We start from the raw sequence: 17,238 nt of genomic DNA on the forward strand, positions 1-17,238 counted from the left end.
ATACCTAATTTACTAGTGAAAATTTTAAAAACTTTTAAAATTAAATCACGTAAATTTAAAAAAGTAAAAAGTAAATTATAGGGGTGGGATTATGAACAAAAGAAAAAAATTTATAGGGCAGTATTTGATAGTAGGTGTATTTATAGTATTTATAGGATTTTCCTTATTAGGAGGATTTGCTACACAAATTGTTAAAACGATTGAATATAGCAATGAAATATCTAAGTTACAGGATGAGATAAAAAATACAGATAAGGAAATTAAACAATTAAAGCAAGACAAAAAAAAATTGAATAATGATAAATACATAGAAGACATTGCTAGAGATAGATTAAACATGGTAAAACCAAATGAAATAATATATGTAGATATAAATAGAGGAAGCAATTAATTGCTTCCTCTATTTATATCTACATACTATTAAAATTTAAAAGGAGGATAAATAAATGAAAATTGGTGCTATAGATATAGGGACAAACTCTATGAGACTGTTAATAGCAGATTATATAGATGGTGAATTATTTAATAGAGAGAAATTTATAAATACAACTAGAATAGGACAAGGTGTTGATAAGGAAGGATATATAAATAAGGAGTCTATAAATAGAAATATAAAAGCCTTAAAAGAATTCTCGGATTTAGCATATGAAAAAGGGTGTATAAATATATCTTGTATAGGAACTTCAGCATTAAGGGATAGTAAAAATGGAGCAGATTTCGTTAAGTTAGCTAAAATTGAGGCTAATATAGATATAGATATAATAAGCGGAGAAGAAGAATCCAAACTGGGCTTTAGTGGAGTTTTACAAGGATTAAAAGATAAGGAAAATGTGTTGGTTATAGATATAGGAGGAGGATCTACAGAATTTATTTTAGGAAGTTATGATGGAATCAAATTTTCTAAAAGTGAAAATATTGGGGCATTAAGAATGACGGAAAAGTTTTTGAAAAAAGATCCTATATGTAAAGAAGAATTTGAAGAAATGAATAGATTTATAATGCATACCTTAGATGAGACTTTAGATATATTAAAAACAAAAGATATAAAATCTATAGTCGGAATTGGAGGTACTATAACATCTGTTTCAGCTATAAATCAAAAGTTAGAAGTTTACTCTATGGAAAAGATTCATTCAAGTAAAATAAACAAAAAAAAATTAGATATTATTTTACAAAATCTAAAAAAGATGACAGTAACTGATAAAAAAATCTTGAAGGGTTTACAGCCTAAAAGAGCAGATATTATAACAGCTGGTGTAACAATATTAAATATAATAATGAAAAATTTAGAAAAAGAAAATATTATAGTAAGTGAGTATGATAATTTAGAAGGCTTATTATGTCAAAATGCAAAAAAAATGTCTTAATATTATTAGATAGTAGCTACTCATTATGACAAAAAACATATCTCTCCTTTGTTACAATTTCAGTATGAAAATAACAAGGGGAGGTTTTTTTATGGAAAGAAGCTTAGTAGCAAGTAAAAGTAACATATCTTTAAAAAATATTATTAAAGCAGGTTTGATAGACTCAAATACGATAATTTTATGTTCGATTGGGTTTTTACTTAGTAGGGCTATGGTGGTAGATGATATAGCTCCATTAGGAGTAGCATTTTTCTTATGTGCATCAATAATAGATAAGTATAAATTTCCTGTTTTTATAGCTACTATGGCTGGTACATTGCTTTCATTTAATCAAACCTCGAATATTATAAAATATGCAATTTGCATAATGATTATTCAATTAATTTCTAATAAATTTAAAAATGTAAAATCTATAACAAAGATATCTATGATAGGTATGGTTATAATGGTTCCTTTATCCATTGGACAAGCTTTGATATTTGGGAATTATATATACAATATAAGTATAGCTTTGGTTGAATGTATAGTTATGTTTGTTAGTACGTATATTTTTTCTTATGGGGTTTCGGTTATAAATAAAAGGGCTTCTAGAAAAGTCACCTCTAGTGAAGAAATTGTTGCACTAACTATAATTATAACCTTTAGTATAATAGGTATAGGTAATATAAACATACTAGGGATATCGATTAGAAATATTTTGGCGACTATGACTATACTAATATTATCAATAACTGGTGGAGCTGCACTAGGATCTGCAAGTGGAGTTATTATCGGGTTAGTATACTTTGTAAATAACCTAACGACTAGTATGTATATGGGGATTTATGCATTTGCTGGTTTGATTGCAGGTGGTTTTAATAAAGTAAATAAGTATTTAAGTATAGCCGGTTATATTTTAGGATGGAGCTTGATATATATATATACATCTGGATCAGGTTCAAACATGATGGAAATAAGAGATATACTTATTGCTAGTATATTAGTTATACTTATTCCTGATAATTTTATACAACAAATTGAGAAATTTATAAAAGGTACTAGCGGTGTGGATGATGGAGCAGAAGACTATTTAGAAAGAAGTAGAGAGATAACTAATAATAGATTAAGGGGCATGTATAAGACTTATGCAGATTTAGCTAACACATTTGATAGGATAAGAGAAAAGGAAAAGATATTAGATCAAAAAGATATAGCTCACATTATAGATATGGTACATCATGATGAATGTAAAAAATGTGGTATGAAGAGAAGATGTTGGGAAAATAAATTCAATTATACATATACCATGATGAACAGAATATTAGAAGAGTTAGAGGATACGGGAGAAGTTTATTTAGATAATATCCCTAATGATTTTAAAAAGGATTGTATAAAGCCTGAAAATATTGTAAAAACAGCAAATTATTATTATAAAATGTTTGCACTTGATTATAGTTGGCAACAAAAATTTTCGGAAAATAGAAAATTAGTGGCAAAACAAATAAGATATATGTCAAAATCCATTGAATGCATGGCTATGGAATTGGACAGAGATATAACTTTTGATATAGAAATGGAAAAAAATATATTGGTTGAATTAGATAGAAATAATATAAGTATTGATAGATTAAACTATATATCTAAAGATAAAGATGAATTTGAAATTTTAATGGAAAGAGAAACTTGTAAAGACAATCACTTATGCGAAAAGAAAATAGTTGGGATTATATCCAATATAGTAGGACAAGACTTAGTTGCTAGTAAAGTTGGATGTAATCGTTTAGGAGAAAAGTGCAAAGTGAAGTTATCAAAGCGACAAGAATATAAGGTAGTAACAGAAGTTTCTAATATGTCTAAAGATGGATATGTTATATCTGGTGATAATTACACTTATATGGAGATTTCAGAAGGAAAATATATGGTAGCTATAAGTGATGGAATGGGTAAAGGGAGAAAGGCCTACGAAGAATCATCGGTTACTATAGATATATTAGAAAAAATGATGGATTCAAAAATAGATGAAGAAATAGTGATTGACACCATAAATAATATCTTGATGCTTAAATCATCAGATGAGATGTTTTCTACTTTAGATTTGGGGATTATCGATTTGAATAAAGGTGTTTTAAATACTATAAAAATGGGAGCGTGTTCAACTTATATAAAAAGGAGTAGTGGAGAAATAGAATTAATATCGACTGAATCACTTCCTGTTGGTATATTATCGGATGTTAATATAGAAAGAGATAGTAGTAAGCTAAAAGATGGAGATTATATAATTATGGTTTCAGATGGAATTATAGATGCAGGAAAAAATAAAAATCTAGGGGATAACTGGTTGATATACTTCCTAAAAAGTTTAGATACAATTAATCCTAAGGATATATCTAAGGAAATTCTAAATAGAGCTTTAGATATTCAAAATAATAATATTTATGATGATATGACGGTGTTAGTTACTAAAGTTTATAAGTGTTAGATCAAAAATCCACAACTTATACACAAATTGTTGATAACATGTGGATAAGTTGTGGATATGAAAATTAAAATTATACCTGCTATATTCGTTGAAATTACAATATTCGACATAAAATTATTAAAAAAATAAAGTAGAGTAAAAAAAATAAGTGCATAACTTTAAAAAAATATCAACAAAGGTATAAAAAAAATGTTAATAAGTATTAAAAAAATGTTAATAACTAGGTCAAAAAAATATTGCGAAAATTCAGATTGATTTATGAAAATGTTGAAAAATAACAGTTTTAATCTTGAAAAAGTATGTTAATATGTTGATAACTATGTTAATAACTTTAAATGATTATTTTGGAAGTATTGAATAATATAAACATAAAAAGCCATCCTAATACTAATAAACTTAGCGAAAGGATGGATTTTTATGGGGAAAAATATGTATAAGGTTATAACTATTACAATTATTGTTATATTATTTTCATCTTTTTTACTGATGAAAGATATTGGTAAAAATGTAGAAACAATAAATGAAAAAACTGTTGAAACAATAAATGATGAAGTTAAAAAAGAAGAACAAAAAAAAGCTGTTAAAAAACAAACCAAATATTCATCTTGGAATTTAACAACTTTATATACAAGTGATCAAGAATGGAAAAAAAGTTTGAAAAATTTTAATAAAGAAACTAAAGAACTTAAAAACTATAAAGGTAAATTAACTAAATCTTCTAAACATGTCATATATGCATTGAATATAAAAGAAGAGCTAGATGCTAAGTTGGAAAAATTATATGCATATGTATCTTTAAATCAAGATATAAATAAAAAATCTTATGAATTTATGAACATGAATAAAGAATTAGATAAGGCTTACAAAGAATATAGTTCTATTTGTTCGGAAATTGAATTAGAAATATTAAAACTGTCTGAAAAAGACTTTAAAAATATTATAAATGACAATAAACTAATTGAGAATTATCGTATGTATCTAAATGATGTAAGAAGGAACAAACAACATTATTTAAATTCAAAAGAAGAAGAGCTGTTGAGTAATGTAGGCGATATTTCTACACTGCCTAAAGACGTATATGAGTTATTTGTAAACATGGACAAAAAATCAGATTTAAACCCAGCTGAATATTCAACAGCCATAGAGAACTTAAATAGAGATACAAGAAAAAAAGCATTTGAGAACGAAGCCGTTTTATATAATGATAATATAAATATGTTATCAGGGCTATTTATAGGTCAAGTTAAAAAGAATATGTTTTATTCTGATACACGAGGATATGAAACTTCTAGAGAAATGTATATGTCAGGGGATGATGTAGATTCCAAGGTATATGATGGATTAGTAAGCACTGTGAATAAAAACTTAGGAACATTGCACAAATATATTAGTTTAAGAAAACAAGTTTTAAATATAGATAAAGTTCACTCATATGATATGCATAATCCTATAATAACTCCAGTAGAAGATCATATTCCATATGAAAAAGCTCAAGAACTTATATATGCTTCATTAAATCCATTAGGAAAAGAATATGGAGATATATTGTACAAGGCTTTTAATGAAAGATGGATAGATGTATATTCTGATGATAATAAGATTGGGGGAGCGTATTGTTTATCTGTTTATAATACTCATCCATATATATTGATGAATTATAGTGGTAATTTAGATTCAGTATCTACAACAGCTCACGAATTAGGGCATGCTGTATATAGTTATATGAGTGCTAAAAATCAAAATTATTTAAATGCTAAGCCAAGTATATTTACACATGAGGTTGCATCTATAACTAATGAAGCTTTATTATATGAAATGCTAATAAAAAACACTCAAAACAATAAGGAGAAAGCTTATTATATAACTCAATATTTAGATTTAATTAAAGATACTTTGTTTACTCAGACTATGTATGCAGAATTTGAAAATGAAATTCACATTAAAATGGAAAGAGGAGAGACTGTAAATGTATTAGTGTTAAATGATGTATGGGGAGAGCTTTTACAAAAGTATTATGGTAAGGACTTTCAAGTAGATCAATTGTCTAAAGTGGGGTGGGCAAAAATACCACATTTTTATAATAGTTTCTATGTGTATAAATATGCTACGGGATGTAGCGCAGCAATTGCATTTTCCCAAGATATATTAAACAATGGATCAGAAAATTATCTATCATTCCTTAAAAAAGGAAGTTCAGATTATCCTATAGATTTATTAAAACAAAGTGGAATAAACTTATATAGCACACAACCAATAGAAAAAACTACAGATAAGTTTAATAAACTAGTGATTGAATTAGAAAAGTTAATGTTAAATTAATGATAGAAGGAATTTGAAAAAAGTGGTAGAATATATAAAAAAGCCCTTACTAAAAAGGGCTTTTGATATTTACAAGATAATTTACAAACATATATGGATAGAAGAAGTTGAAAATGTTAAATATTGATGAGGTGATAACATGTCAAGTGCTAGTAATAAGAAATCTACTAGAGTAATAGCTTTGACTATTATAGGACTTTTAGTTCTTTCTAGTATTGCTAGTGTAGTAAGCTTATTCATAGGAATGTAATTACAAGGAGGTATAATAGTATGAAACTATTTATAGATACAGCGAACGTAGATGAAATAAAAGAAATAAATTCTTGGGGAGTTATAGAAGGTGTAACAACTAATCCATCTTTAATAGCTAAAGAAGGAAGAATTTTTGAAAATGTAGTAAAAGAGATAACAGAAATAGTAGATGGACCTATATCTGCAGAGGTTATTTCAATGGATAGCGAGGGTATGATAAAAGAAGGTGAAGAACTAAGTAAAATACATGAAAACATAGTTGTAAAAATACCTATGTGTGCAGAAGGATTAAAAGCAGTAGCTGCTTTATCTAAAAAAGGAATAAAAACTAATGTAACTTTAATATTCTCATCAAATCAAGCCTTATTAGCAGCTAAAGCTGGAGCTTCATATGTTAGTCCATTTGTTGGAAGATTAGATGATATAGGACAAGAAGGTATAATGCTAATTGAAGAAGTTTCAGATATATTCAATATACACGGTATAGAAACTGAAATAATATCAGCTAGTATAAGACATCCTCAACATGTTTTAACATCTGCTAAAGCAGGAGCTGACATATCAACAATTCCTTATAAAGTATTTAAACAAATGTTAGGGCATCCAATGACTGATATAGGTATAGATAAATTCCTTAAAGATTGGGAAAGTGTACCTAAAAACTAATAAAAAAGACGATAATTTTTAAATTATCGTCTTTTTTTATCGATTTTTGCCTGTTTTATTAATTACCATAGCTTTATATACCATACTAATTAGATAAAAATGATTATAAATGTTTACTATTTGTTAAATGTGATATATAATTTTGTTTAAAGATTATCGAACTAAGGGAGATGAATGTTATGGATAGGAATTTGGCATTAGAATTAGTTAGAGTTACAGAAGCGGCGGCTTTAGTTTCATCACAGTTTATGGGAAAAGGTGATAAAAACGGTGCTGACGGAGCAGCTGTAGAAGCAATGAGAAGAGCTTTTGAAACTGTTAAAATAGATGGTGAAGTTGTAATAGGAGAAGGCGAATTAGATGAGGCTCCTATGTTATATATAGGTGAAAAAGTTGGTATGGCAACAGAAGATAGTATGAAAGTTGATATAGCAGTTGACCCATTAGATGGAACTACATTAATAGCTAAAGGACTACCTAATGCTATATCTGTAATAGCTATGGGTAAAAAAGGAAGTTTACTTAAAGCCCCTGATACGTATATGAAAAAGATAATAGTAGGACCAAAAGCAAAAGGGTGTATAGATTTAAATGCTAGTGTTGAAGAAAATATAAAGAATGTAGCTAAAGCTTTAAATAAAAAAACTACGGAAATGACTATAACAGTTCAAGATAGAGAAAGACATAATTATATATTTGAAGCAGCTAGAAAACTTGGAACTAGAATAAAAATGTTTGGAGATGGAGATGTAGCTGCAGGAATAGCAACTTGTTTTGAAGATACAGGTATTGATATGCTTATGGGAATCGGAGGAGGACCAGAAGGAGTTATAACAGCGGCGGCCATAAAATCTATGGGTGGAGATATGCAAGCTCAAATTTACCCATTAAGTGAAGAAGAAAGAATCAGATGTCATGAAATGGAGTTGACTGATGAAGATATAGATAAGGTTTTATCGTTAGAGGATTTAGCTAAAGGGGATGAATTATTCTTTGCAGCTACAGGAATTACTGATGGAGACTTATTAAAAGGAGTAGTTAGTTTAGGAAATGATAGAGTTACAACTAAGTCTGTTGTAATGAGAGCTAAAACTGGAACTATAAGATTTGTTGATGCTATACATTCATTAGATAAAAATGATATATTAACGGATTTAATGGGTAAATATAGTATATAAAATGAACATAAAAATAAAACTATTTTAACTAAATAGTTTTATTTTTTTATTTGTTGACCATAATGTATAAATAGTGATAATATTAAAAATAACTGTTTAGTATAAACAATGTAAACTTTTCATTTGCACGCCTTTAATTTCCAAATAAAAACTGTAATTTAATTATGGGATAGGAGGATTCTTTTGAATATAAAGAATATAAATTTAGAGAATTTAAATGACATGACTCTAGTGCAATTAAAAGAATTAGCTAAAGAACTAGGGCTTAAGTCTTTAAGTAAATATAAAAAGAATGAGTTAATACAAATTATAAGCGAGAATAAAAATAAAAATATGATAGATAATAATCAAGAAATTGAAAAAACAAAAGAAATTAAAAGTGAACAAAAACAAAGTTTAAACAAACAAGAAACTAAAGGGCATGAAACTAAACCACAAAGATATAATAATCAAGGGGTTAATAGAAATTCTTATAATGTAAAAGAAGTTGACGAAGCTAAAATTGTTGATGAATTTAATACATCTAAAGATGATGAGGTAATGGGTGTATTAGAAATACTTCCAGATGGATTTGGTTTTTTAAGAGGACCTAACTACTTATCTACAGAGCATGATGTATATGTATCGCCATCACAAATTAGAAGATTTAATATGAAAACAGGGGATAAAGTTAAGGGAATAACTAGACACCCAAAAAGTGGAGAAAAGTTTAGAGCATTATTATATGTACAAAGAATAAATGATGAACATCCTGAAACAGCAACTAAAAGAAGATCATTCGAAACTTTGACACCGATATACCCAGAAGAAAAACTTAAATTAGAGAAATATCAAAATGAGATATCTACAAGATTAATAGATTTAATTTCTCCTATAGGTAAAGGACAAAGAGGATTGATTGTTGCACCTCCTAAAGCAGGTAAAACTATACTTTTAAAAAGTGTAGCTAATAGCATAGTTAAGAATCATCCTGATGTAGAACTTATAGTTCTTCTTATAGATGAGAGACCAGAGGAAGTTACAGATATGCAAGAATCTATAAATGCTGATGTAATTTACTCTACTTTTGATCAAGTTTCTAGTCATCACGTTAAAGTAGCGGAGATGGTTTTAAATAGAGCGCAAAGACTTGTTGAACATGGAAAAGATGTTGTTATATTACTAGATAGTATTACAAGACTTGCAAGAGCTTACAATTTAAGTATATCACCTACAGGAAGAACGTTATCTGGAGGTTTAGATCCAGGTGCACTTCATGGTCCGAAGAAATTCTTTGGTGCTGCAAGAAACATAAGACAAGGTGGATCTTTAACAATATTGGCTACAGCATTAGTTGAAACTGGATCTAGAATGGATGATGTTATTTTTGAAGAATTCAAAGGAACTGGTAATATGGAGCTTCACTTAGATAGAAAGTTAGCTGAAAAAAGAGTATTCCCAGCAGTTGATATATACAAATCTGGAACAAGAAGAGAAGACCTATTATTAACTGAAGAAGAAAAAGGTGCACTTTGGAAATTAAGAAAAGAAATGAGTAATAATTCGGTGTATGAAGTTAATGATAAAGTGTTAGAATTACTAAAGAGAACTAAGGATAATGAGGCGTTTGTAAAGTATATAAAAGAGGGTTTAAACTAATTAGAAAACTCTTGAACGCTAAATAATCTTATGATATAATGGTGTAGTTGAATGATGAAAAACGAAAAGTTAATATAATTAATTTCGAAAAGTAAGGAGAAGAGGTGACAAATATGCAAAAAGATATACAACCAAAATACCAAGAAGTTGAAGTACGTTGTGCTTGTGGTAACACATTCGTAGCAGGATCAACTAAAGATGAAATAAAAGTTGAGATATGTTCAGAATGCCATCCTTTCTATACTGGAAAGCAAAAGAATATAGAAGCTGGTGGAAGAATAGACAAGTTCAAGAAGAGATTCAAAATCGACTAATAGTAAATACGGAGTTGGCTTGCCAACTCCTATTTTATTTATATAGGAGGATTAAGGATGTACAGACCAATAAATCATGGGTACATAGAGGTTGTCATAGGGCCTATGTACAGTGGCAAAAGTGAAGAGCTTATAAGACGATTAAAAAGAGCTAAAATTGCAAAGCAAAACGTGGTTGTTTTTAAACCTATTATAGATGATAGATATAGTAAAGAAGATGTAGTATCACACAGTGGATATACTATAAATGCTATTCCTATAAAGGATTCATCTGAAATGTACAAGTATATAAATGAAGATACTCAAGTTGTTGGAATAGACGAAGTGCAATTTTTTGATGAAGCAGTAGTAGATATGGCTATAGGATTAGCTGATAAAGGTATAAGAGTTATAGCTGCTGGGTTAGATATGGATTTTAAAGGGGAACCTTTTGGACCTACACCTAAATTATTAGCTGTAGCAGAGTTTGTAGATAAAATACAAGCGATATGTTCAGTTTGTGGACAACCGGCAACAAGATCTCAAAGACTTATAAATGGGCAACCTGCTAAGTATGATGAACCTATAATACAAGTTGGAGCTGTTGAAAGCTATGAAGCTAGATGCAGAAAGTGTCATGTAGTCAAAAAATAATTTATAAATAGCAAACACCTTTTAGGTGTTTTTTCTTTATTTATATAGTAATATTATATATATGATGCTGTAAAATAGAGGTGGGAATATGAAAAAACAAGCAGTTGGAGGCCAAGCTGTCATAGAAGGGGTTATGATGCAATCTAAAAATAAGAGAGCCATAGCTGTTAGAAAAAATGATGGTGAAATTATAGTTGAAAAAAAGAAAATAAAAAGTTGGATATCAGATAAGAATATAGATAAAATACCTTTTATAAGAGGTGCATTTATATTGATAGAGACTATGATTGAAGGAATTAAAAGTATGAATTTTTCATCAGAATTTTTTTTGGATGATGAGGATGAAGATACAGCATTGGATAGACTTATCAATAAGATTTTCAAGGATAAAGCTAATGAAGCTATAATTATAATTTCTTTGATTTTAGGATTGTCATTAGCAACTTTGTTATTTGTAGTTACGCCAACTATAATAGGTGGTTTATTTTCTAAACTTATAGAAAATAAACTTATGCTTAATTTGATAGAAGGTGTTACAAGAATTTGCATTTTATTTATTTATATAGTTTTAATATCAAAAAATAAAGATATTCAAAGGGTTTTTGAATATCATGGAGCGGAACATAAATCTATTTACTGTTATGAAAATGATCTTGAACTTACAGTAGAAAATGCTAGAGCGTTTACAACATTACACCCTAGATGTGGAACTAATTTTTTGTTTATAGTTATGTTTACATCTATAGTTTTATTCTCTTTTTTTGGATGGCCAAATCCTATTGTAAGGATAATTATGAGGATAGTATGTGTGCCGATAGTTGCTGGAATATCTTATGAGATTATAAAATTGCTTGGGAAATATAATAATAAATTGACTAGATTTGTAGCTTATCCAGGTATGATGCTACAGAAATTTACAACTAAAGAGCCTGATGATAAACAATTAGAGGTAGCTCTAGAAGCACTTAAGGCTGTTGTAAATTAGTAAAGGAGAATTATATGACAATAAGAGAAATATTAATTAAATATATGGAGAAACTATCTAGTATAAGTGATACACCTAAATTAGATACAGAAATACTACTTCAAAAATCCCTTGGAGACGTAGATAGGTTATATATTCAATTAAATTTAGATAAAGAACTCAACGAGAATGAGTTTACTACATTTAATAGATTAATGGAAGATAGACTAAATGGAAGACCGATTGCTTATATAGTTAACAATAGAGAGTTTATGGGATTGGACTTTTATGTAGAGGAAGGGGTTTTAATACCCAGACCGGATACAGAACCTTTAGTTGAAGAAGTTATAGAGCTAGCTAAAGGAAATAAACAATTGAATATAGTAGATATTGGAACTGGATCAGGAGCTATTACAGTTAGTTTAGCTAAGTATATAGATGGATGTCATGTATATTCTTTGGATATATCTGATAAAGCTTTGAGTATAGGTACAAAAAATGCTATAAGTAATAATGTTGATGATAAAATTGAATTTATAAAATCAGATGTGTTTAGCGGTATTGAAGATAAAGACTTGATTTTAGATATAATAGTTTCAAATCCTCCATACATAAAAAAATCAGACATCGATACTCTCCATACACAAGTTAAAGATTATGAGCCGTATATAGCACTTGAAGGTGGAGAAGATGGATTGGATTTTTATAGAGCTATAACAGAACAATCTATAAAATATTTGAAATCCAAAGGTATACTAGCTTTTGAAGTTGGTCATGATCAAGCTAAGGATGTATGTGATATTATGAAGGATAATGGTTATGAAAAAATATATACAAAGAAAGATTTACAAGGAATTGATAGAGTTGTTATAGGTTTTAAACTATGATATAATCAACTATTGATATGTTACAATTAAAGAGGTGAAAAGTATGCTAAATAAATTAGAAGTACTAGAAGATAAATATAAAGATTTAAGTGAAAAAATAGGTGATCCAGAAATAATAAATGATCAAAAAGTTTGGCAAAAATTTATAAAAGAACATGCTGAATTAGAACCTATCATAATGAAATTTAGAGAGTATCAAAATGTAAACAATAGTATAGCTGAGTCTAAAACTATATTACAAGAAGAATCAGATGAAGAATTAAGAGAATTAGCTAAAATGGAATTATCAGAAATGGAAGAAAAGGTTGAGCCAATAGAGGCTGAATTAAAGATATTATTACTACCTAAAGACCCTAATGATGATAAAAACGTTATAGTTGAAATCAGAGGTGGAGCTGGTGGAGATGAAGCAGCTTTATTTGCTGGAGATTTATTTAGAATGTACTGTAGATATGCAGAAAGAAAGAAATGGAAAGTTGAATTACTAAGTGCTAGTGATACTGGTGTTGGTGGATACAAAGAAGTTTCATTCATGATAAAAGGTAACGGTGCATACTCAGTTCTTAAATATGAATCAGGTGTTCACAGAGTTCAGAGAATACCATCTACTGAGTCAGGTGGAAGAATACATACCTCAACTGCAACTGTTGCAGTACTACCAGAAGTAGAAGATGTTGAAGTTGAAATCAATTCAAATGATTTAAGAATAGATGTTTTCCGTTCTTCGGGAAATGGTGGACAAAGTGTTAATACCACTGACTCTGCAGTTAGAGTTACACATATACCAACAGGAGAAGTTGTATCTTGCCAAGATGGAAAATCTCAGTTAAAGAATAAAGAACAAGCTTTAAAAATATTAAAAGCTAGACTTTATGATAAAGCTGTTGCTGCTCAAAATAAAGAAATATCAGCAGAAAGAAAAAGTCAGGTTGGTACTGGAGATAGATCTGAAAGAATAAGAACTTACAATTTCCCTCAAGGAAGAGTAAGTGATCATAGAATAAACTTAACACTATACAAATTAGATGCATTTTTAGATGGAGATTTAGCTGAAATGATAGATGCACTAATAACTGTAGATCAAACTGAAAAAATGATGTCTTTATAATTTCAAATAATAAAAAATCCCTATTTAAGATAGGGATTTTTTATAAGTAAAAATTGTTATTACTCTAGTATTGGAATAATGGTAATTTGTTGTACATAAAATTAGAACAAATTAAATAATACTAGGGGTGAGATTGAGTGATTGAAATAACATTAATAGGTCTTTTATCTGGTGTTATAGGTACTGGGCTAGGAGGAATTATATCTACAATTTTCAGAAAGAACGTAAGTAGATATTTAAGTTTTTGTATGGGCATTTCAGGAGGTGTGATGCTAGCAGTAGTAGTATTTGACCTTCTCAAAGAGTCCATGACAGAAGTAGGAGTTCTAAATACTATTATATTTGTATTTATTGGATCTATATCTACAATGTTAATAAAAAATAAATTAGAAGTTAAATCTAACTTTAACTCGGGATACTTGATATTTTTAAGCATATTACTACATAATTTACCAGAAGGATTAGCTATAGGATCTTCATTTATAGCTACTGAAAATTTAGGGATGACTTTAGCAATTGTAATTGGAATACATAATATCCCCGAAGGTTTGGCAATGGCTTTGAGCTTAGTTGGGAGTAAGATAAGTACAACTAAGGTTATACTACTAACTATACTTGCTGGAATTCCTATGGGTATAGGAAGCTTTTTAGGTGCATATTTTGCAGATATGTGTACTTCTTTAATAGGGGTTTTTCTAGCTATAGCAGCAGGAACAATGATGTATGTGGTTTTGGAGGAGATATTTCCATCAACAAAATCTATGTATTCTGTAATAGGTTTTTTAGTTGGGATTTTAATAGTAAGCTATATATAAACTGATATGAAGGAAGGTATACTAATGATTAAAACAATAATAAGCAATATAGATGAATTAGAAATAGATAAGGATGAAATAAGCAAGCATGCAAAAATGTTATCTGAAGGAAAGACAGTTATCTTTCCTACAGAAACAGTATATGGTTTAGGAGCTAATGCATTAGATGAAAATGCTGTTAAAAAAATATATGAAGCTAAAGGTAGACCAAGTGATAATCCTCTAATAGTTCATATTTATGATAAAGATGAATTAAATTCATTGGTTACAAATATAAATGATAAAGCTGAAAAATTAATGAATGAATTTTGGCCGGGTCCGCTAACTATTATTTTTAATAAAAAAAGTATAGTTCCTAACAGAACAAGTGGAGGACTAGATACAGTTGCTATAAGGATGCCATCTAATTCTATAGCTAGAGAAGTTATAAGACAATCAGGAGTTCCTATAGCAGCACCATCGGCTAATATATCAGGCAGACCTTCGCCGACGAGGGGAGAGCACGTTTGTGAAGAGATGAATGGAAGGGTTTCAGGTATTATAGTTGGAGGAGACTGTGATTTTGGATTAGAGTCAACTGTTATAGATATGACTTGTGAAAAACCTATGATACTAAGACCAGGAAGTGTAACAAAAGAGCAAATGGAATCGATAATAGGTGAAGTTTTAGTAGATCCATCTATTGAAGGCAAAGCAGATGTATTAAAAGCTAAAGCTCCAGGTATGAAATATACACATTACTCTCCAAATGGGGATGTATATATAGTACGTGGAGAAGAACGTAATGTAATAGATAAAATAAACAGCTTAATAGAACAACAAGAAGCTAAAGGGCTAAAGTGTGGAGTAATGTGTTTAAGTAATCATAAAGATAGTTATAAAGGTGAAGTTATAAGTTTAGGAACAAATCTTGAAGAAGTTGGAAGTAAATTATTTGATACATTAATAGAAATGGATAAGAGAAAAATAGATATAATATATTCAGAAGCTGTTTCTAATGATGGAGTAGGACGAGCTATAATGAATAGATTAATGAAATCAGCTGGATATAAAATAATAGACTTATAAAAAATTATGTGAAAAAAATGTATAGAAAAGGTGCAAAAAAGTTAAAAGTTTAGTATAATATAAAATTAAGTATAAATCTATTCATACAAATTTATTGGAGGTATTGGACCATGAAAATAGGTTTAGGTAGTGATCACGGTGGATATAATTTAAAAGAAGAAATTAGAAAACACTTAGAATCAAAAGGAATTGAATGCGTTGACTTTGGAACTAAAAATAGCGTAGATTCAGTAGACTATCCTATATATGGAGAAAAGGTTGCCAAAGCTGTTGTTAGTAATGAAGTAGACTATGGGATATTATGTTGTGGAACAGGGATAGGAATATCTCTAGCTGCAAATAAAGTTAAAGGAATTAGATGTGCTGTTGTTTCAGATACATTTTCTGCTAAGATGTCTAAAGCACACAACAATGCAAATATGCTGTCTTTAGGAGAAAGAGTAATAGGTAAAGGCTTAGCATTAGAAATTGTTGATGCATGGATAAATACTGAATTTGAGGGCGAAAGACATTTAAGAAGAGTAAATATGTTAAATGACATAGAACAAAATAATTAGGAGGCTTACATAATGAATAAAGTAGTAGTTACAGATCATCCATTAATACAACACAAATTAACTTTAATGAGAGATAAAAATACAGGATCTAAGGATTTTAGAGAACTTTTAACAGAAATAACAATGCTTATGGGATATGAAATAACAAGAGAATTACCTCTAGAAGATATAGAGATAGAAACTCCTGTTGTAAAAACTACAGCTAAAGTTATAGCTGGTAAAAAATTAGGAATAGTACCTATATTAAGAGCTGGGTTAGGAATGGTAGATGGACTTGTAAATCTAGTTCCAGCAGCTAAAGTTGGACATGTAGGGTTATACAGAGACCCAGAAACTTTACAACCAGTAGAATATTACAGTAAATTCCCACAAGATATACAAGAAAGAGAAATGATAGTAGTTGATCCAATGTTAGCAACTGGTGGATCAGCTGTTGCAGCTATAGATGTATTAAAAAGAGATGGGGCAAAAACTATAAAGTTAGTTAACTTAGTTGCTTCACCAGAGGGTATAGCAGAAGTTCACAAATATCATCCTGATGTAGACATATATGTAGCTAATATTGATGAGAAGTTAAATGATCATGGATATATAGTTCCAGGTTTAGGAGATGCTGGAGATAGATTGTTTGGAACTAAATAGTTAATAACAAAAATAAAGGTATCTATATGTATTTATAGATACCTTTTTGAGTTTAAACAAATGAAATAAATGTCAAATATATCCATAAAACACTTAATTTAATTGATAAAATTAATAAAATTATAAAAAATATTATAAAAAATATTATAATTTATTTTAAAAAAATGTAATTATTTGTAGAAAAATTTTCATAAAAGGTATAAAATTGATATATACTGTATACATTTGTTTATACGATTAAGGGTAAATTAACATTAACCTTGATGTAAATTTTGTATGTAAAAATATGCATAAATACTAATATAATGAAGATTATATTTAATATGAGTCAACTTAAATTTAGTTTGAAATTAAAATTTCCAAATTGAAAAA

Annotated in this window: 16 protein-coding genes; all 16 read left to right on the forward strand. The window is 28.8% G+C overall.

From position 1 onward, the window contains the following. Positions 1-91: 91 nt before the first annotated feature. The 16 genes from ACRCYC_RS08715 (at position 92) to upp (ending at position 16,866) form a co-directional block, all read left to right on the forward strand. Positions 92-391 (forward strand): FtsB family cell division protein, encoded by a 300-nt coding sequence (locus ACRCYC_RS08715; protein WP_438618722.1) that lies wholly within the window; start codon positions 92-94, stop codon positions 389-391. 55 nt (positions 392-446) lie between these two features. Beyond that, positions 447-1,367 carry a Ppx/GppA phosphatase family protein gene (locus tag ACRCYC_RS08720; RefSeq protein ID WP_438618723.1) on the forward strand — a complete coding sequence of 307 codons (921 nt, stop codon included), beginning with the start codon at positions 447-449 and terminating at the stop codon, positions 1,365-1,367. A gap of 91 nt (positions 1,368-1,458) precedes the next feature. Next, the gene (gene spoIIE, locus ACRCYC_RS08725) at positions 1,459-3,825 is read left to right on the forward strand and encodes a stage II sporulation protein E (protein ID WP_438618725.1); all 2,367 of its coding nucleotides are present in this window, start codon (positions 1,459-1,461) and stop codon (positions 3,823-3,825) included. A gap of 417 nt (positions 3,826-4,242) precedes the next feature. Further along, on the forward strand, positions 4,243-6,144 hold the full coding sequence (gene pepF, locus ACRCYC_RS08730; protein ID WP_438618726.1) for an oligoendopeptidase F: 1,902 nt from the start codon (positions 4,243-4,245) through the stop codon (positions 6,142-6,144). Between the two features lie 270 nt (positions 6,145-6,414). Then, positions 6,415-7,062: a fructose-6-phosphate aldolase gene (fsa, locus tag ACRCYC_RS08735; RefSeq protein ID WP_438618728.1), complete on the forward strand. Its 648-nt coding sequence runs from the start codon at positions 6,415-6,417 to the stop codon at positions 7,060-7,062. Between the two features lie 179 nt (positions 7,063-7,241). Then, complete coding sequence (gene glpX / locus ACRCYC_RS08740; protein WP_438618730.1) at positions 7,242-8,240, forward strand: class II fructose-bisphosphatase; 999 nt, start codon at positions 7,242-7,244, stop codon at positions 8,238-8,240. 222 nt (positions 8,241-8,462) lie between these two features. Continuing rightward, entirely contained in the window at positions 8,463-9,878 is a 1,416-nt protein-coding gene (gene rho, locus ACRCYC_RS08745) for a transcription termination factor Rho (RefSeq protein ID WP_438618740.1), read from the forward strand. 113 nt (positions 9,879-9,991) lie between these two features. Further along, on the forward strand, positions 9,992-10,192 hold the full coding sequence (gene rpmE, locus ACRCYC_RS08750) for a 50S ribosomal protein L31 (RefSeq protein WP_025161269.1): 201 nt from the start codon (positions 9,992-9,994) through the stop codon (positions 10,190-10,192). A 57-nt stretch (positions 10,193-10,249) separates the two neighbouring features. Continuing rightward, positions 10,250-10,825 (forward strand): thymidine kinase, encoded by a 576-nt coding sequence (locus ACRCYC_RS08755; RefSeq protein ID WP_438618732.1) that lies wholly within the window; start codon positions 10,250-10,252, stop codon positions 10,823-10,825. An 88-nt stretch (positions 10,826-10,913) separates the two neighbouring features. Further along, entirely contained in the window at positions 10,914-11,810 is an 897-nt protein-coding gene (locus tag ACRCYC_RS08760; RefSeq protein ID WP_438618733.1) for a DUF1385 domain-containing protein, read from the forward strand. Between the two features lie 14 nt (positions 11,811-11,824). Next, positions 11,825-12,676 carry a peptide chain release factor N(5)-glutamine methyltransferase gene (prmC, locus tag ACRCYC_RS08765; RefSeq protein WP_438618734.1) on the forward strand — a complete coding sequence of 284 codons (852 nt, stop codon included), beginning with the start codon at positions 11,825-11,827 and terminating at the stop codon, positions 12,674-12,676. 43 nt (positions 12,677-12,719) lie between these two features. Next, a complete protein-coding gene (gene prfA, locus ACRCYC_RS08770) occupies positions 12,720-13,784 on the forward strand; it encodes a peptide chain release factor 1 (protein WP_438618735.1) in 1,065 nt (354 codons plus the stop codon). A gap of 137 nt (positions 13,785-13,921) precedes the next feature. Beyond that, on the forward strand, positions 13,922-14,599 hold the full coding sequence (locus ACRCYC_RS08775) for a ZIP family metal transporter (RefSeq protein WP_438618736.1): 678 nt from the start codon (positions 13,922-13,924) through the stop codon (positions 14,597-14,599). A gap of 24 nt (positions 14,600-14,623) precedes the next feature. After that, positions 14,624-15,667, forward strand: coding sequence for an L-threonylcarbamoyladenylate synthase (locus ACRCYC_RS08780; RefSeq protein ID WP_438618737.1), 1,044 nt, complete (start codon positions 14,624-14,626; stop codon positions 15,665-15,667). Between the two features lie 110 nt (positions 15,668-15,777). After that, positions 15,778-16,224 (forward strand): ribose 5-phosphate isomerase B, encoded by a 447-nt coding sequence (gene rpiB / locus ACRCYC_RS08785; RefSeq protein ID WP_438618738.1) that lies wholly within the window; start codon positions 15,778-15,780, stop codon positions 16,222-16,224. 12 nt (positions 16,225-16,236) lie between these two features. Then, positions 16,237-16,866: a uracil phosphoribosyltransferase gene (gene upp, locus ACRCYC_RS08790; protein WP_438618739.1), complete on the forward strand. Its 630-nt coding sequence runs from the start codon at positions 16,237-16,239 to the stop codon at positions 16,864-16,866. Positions 16,867-17,238: the final 372 nt, after the last annotated feature.

Source organism: Paraclostridium sp. (assembly GCF_051657365.1).
GTDB lineage: Bacteria > Bacillota > Clostridia > Peptostreptococcales > Peptostreptococcaceae > Paraclostridium.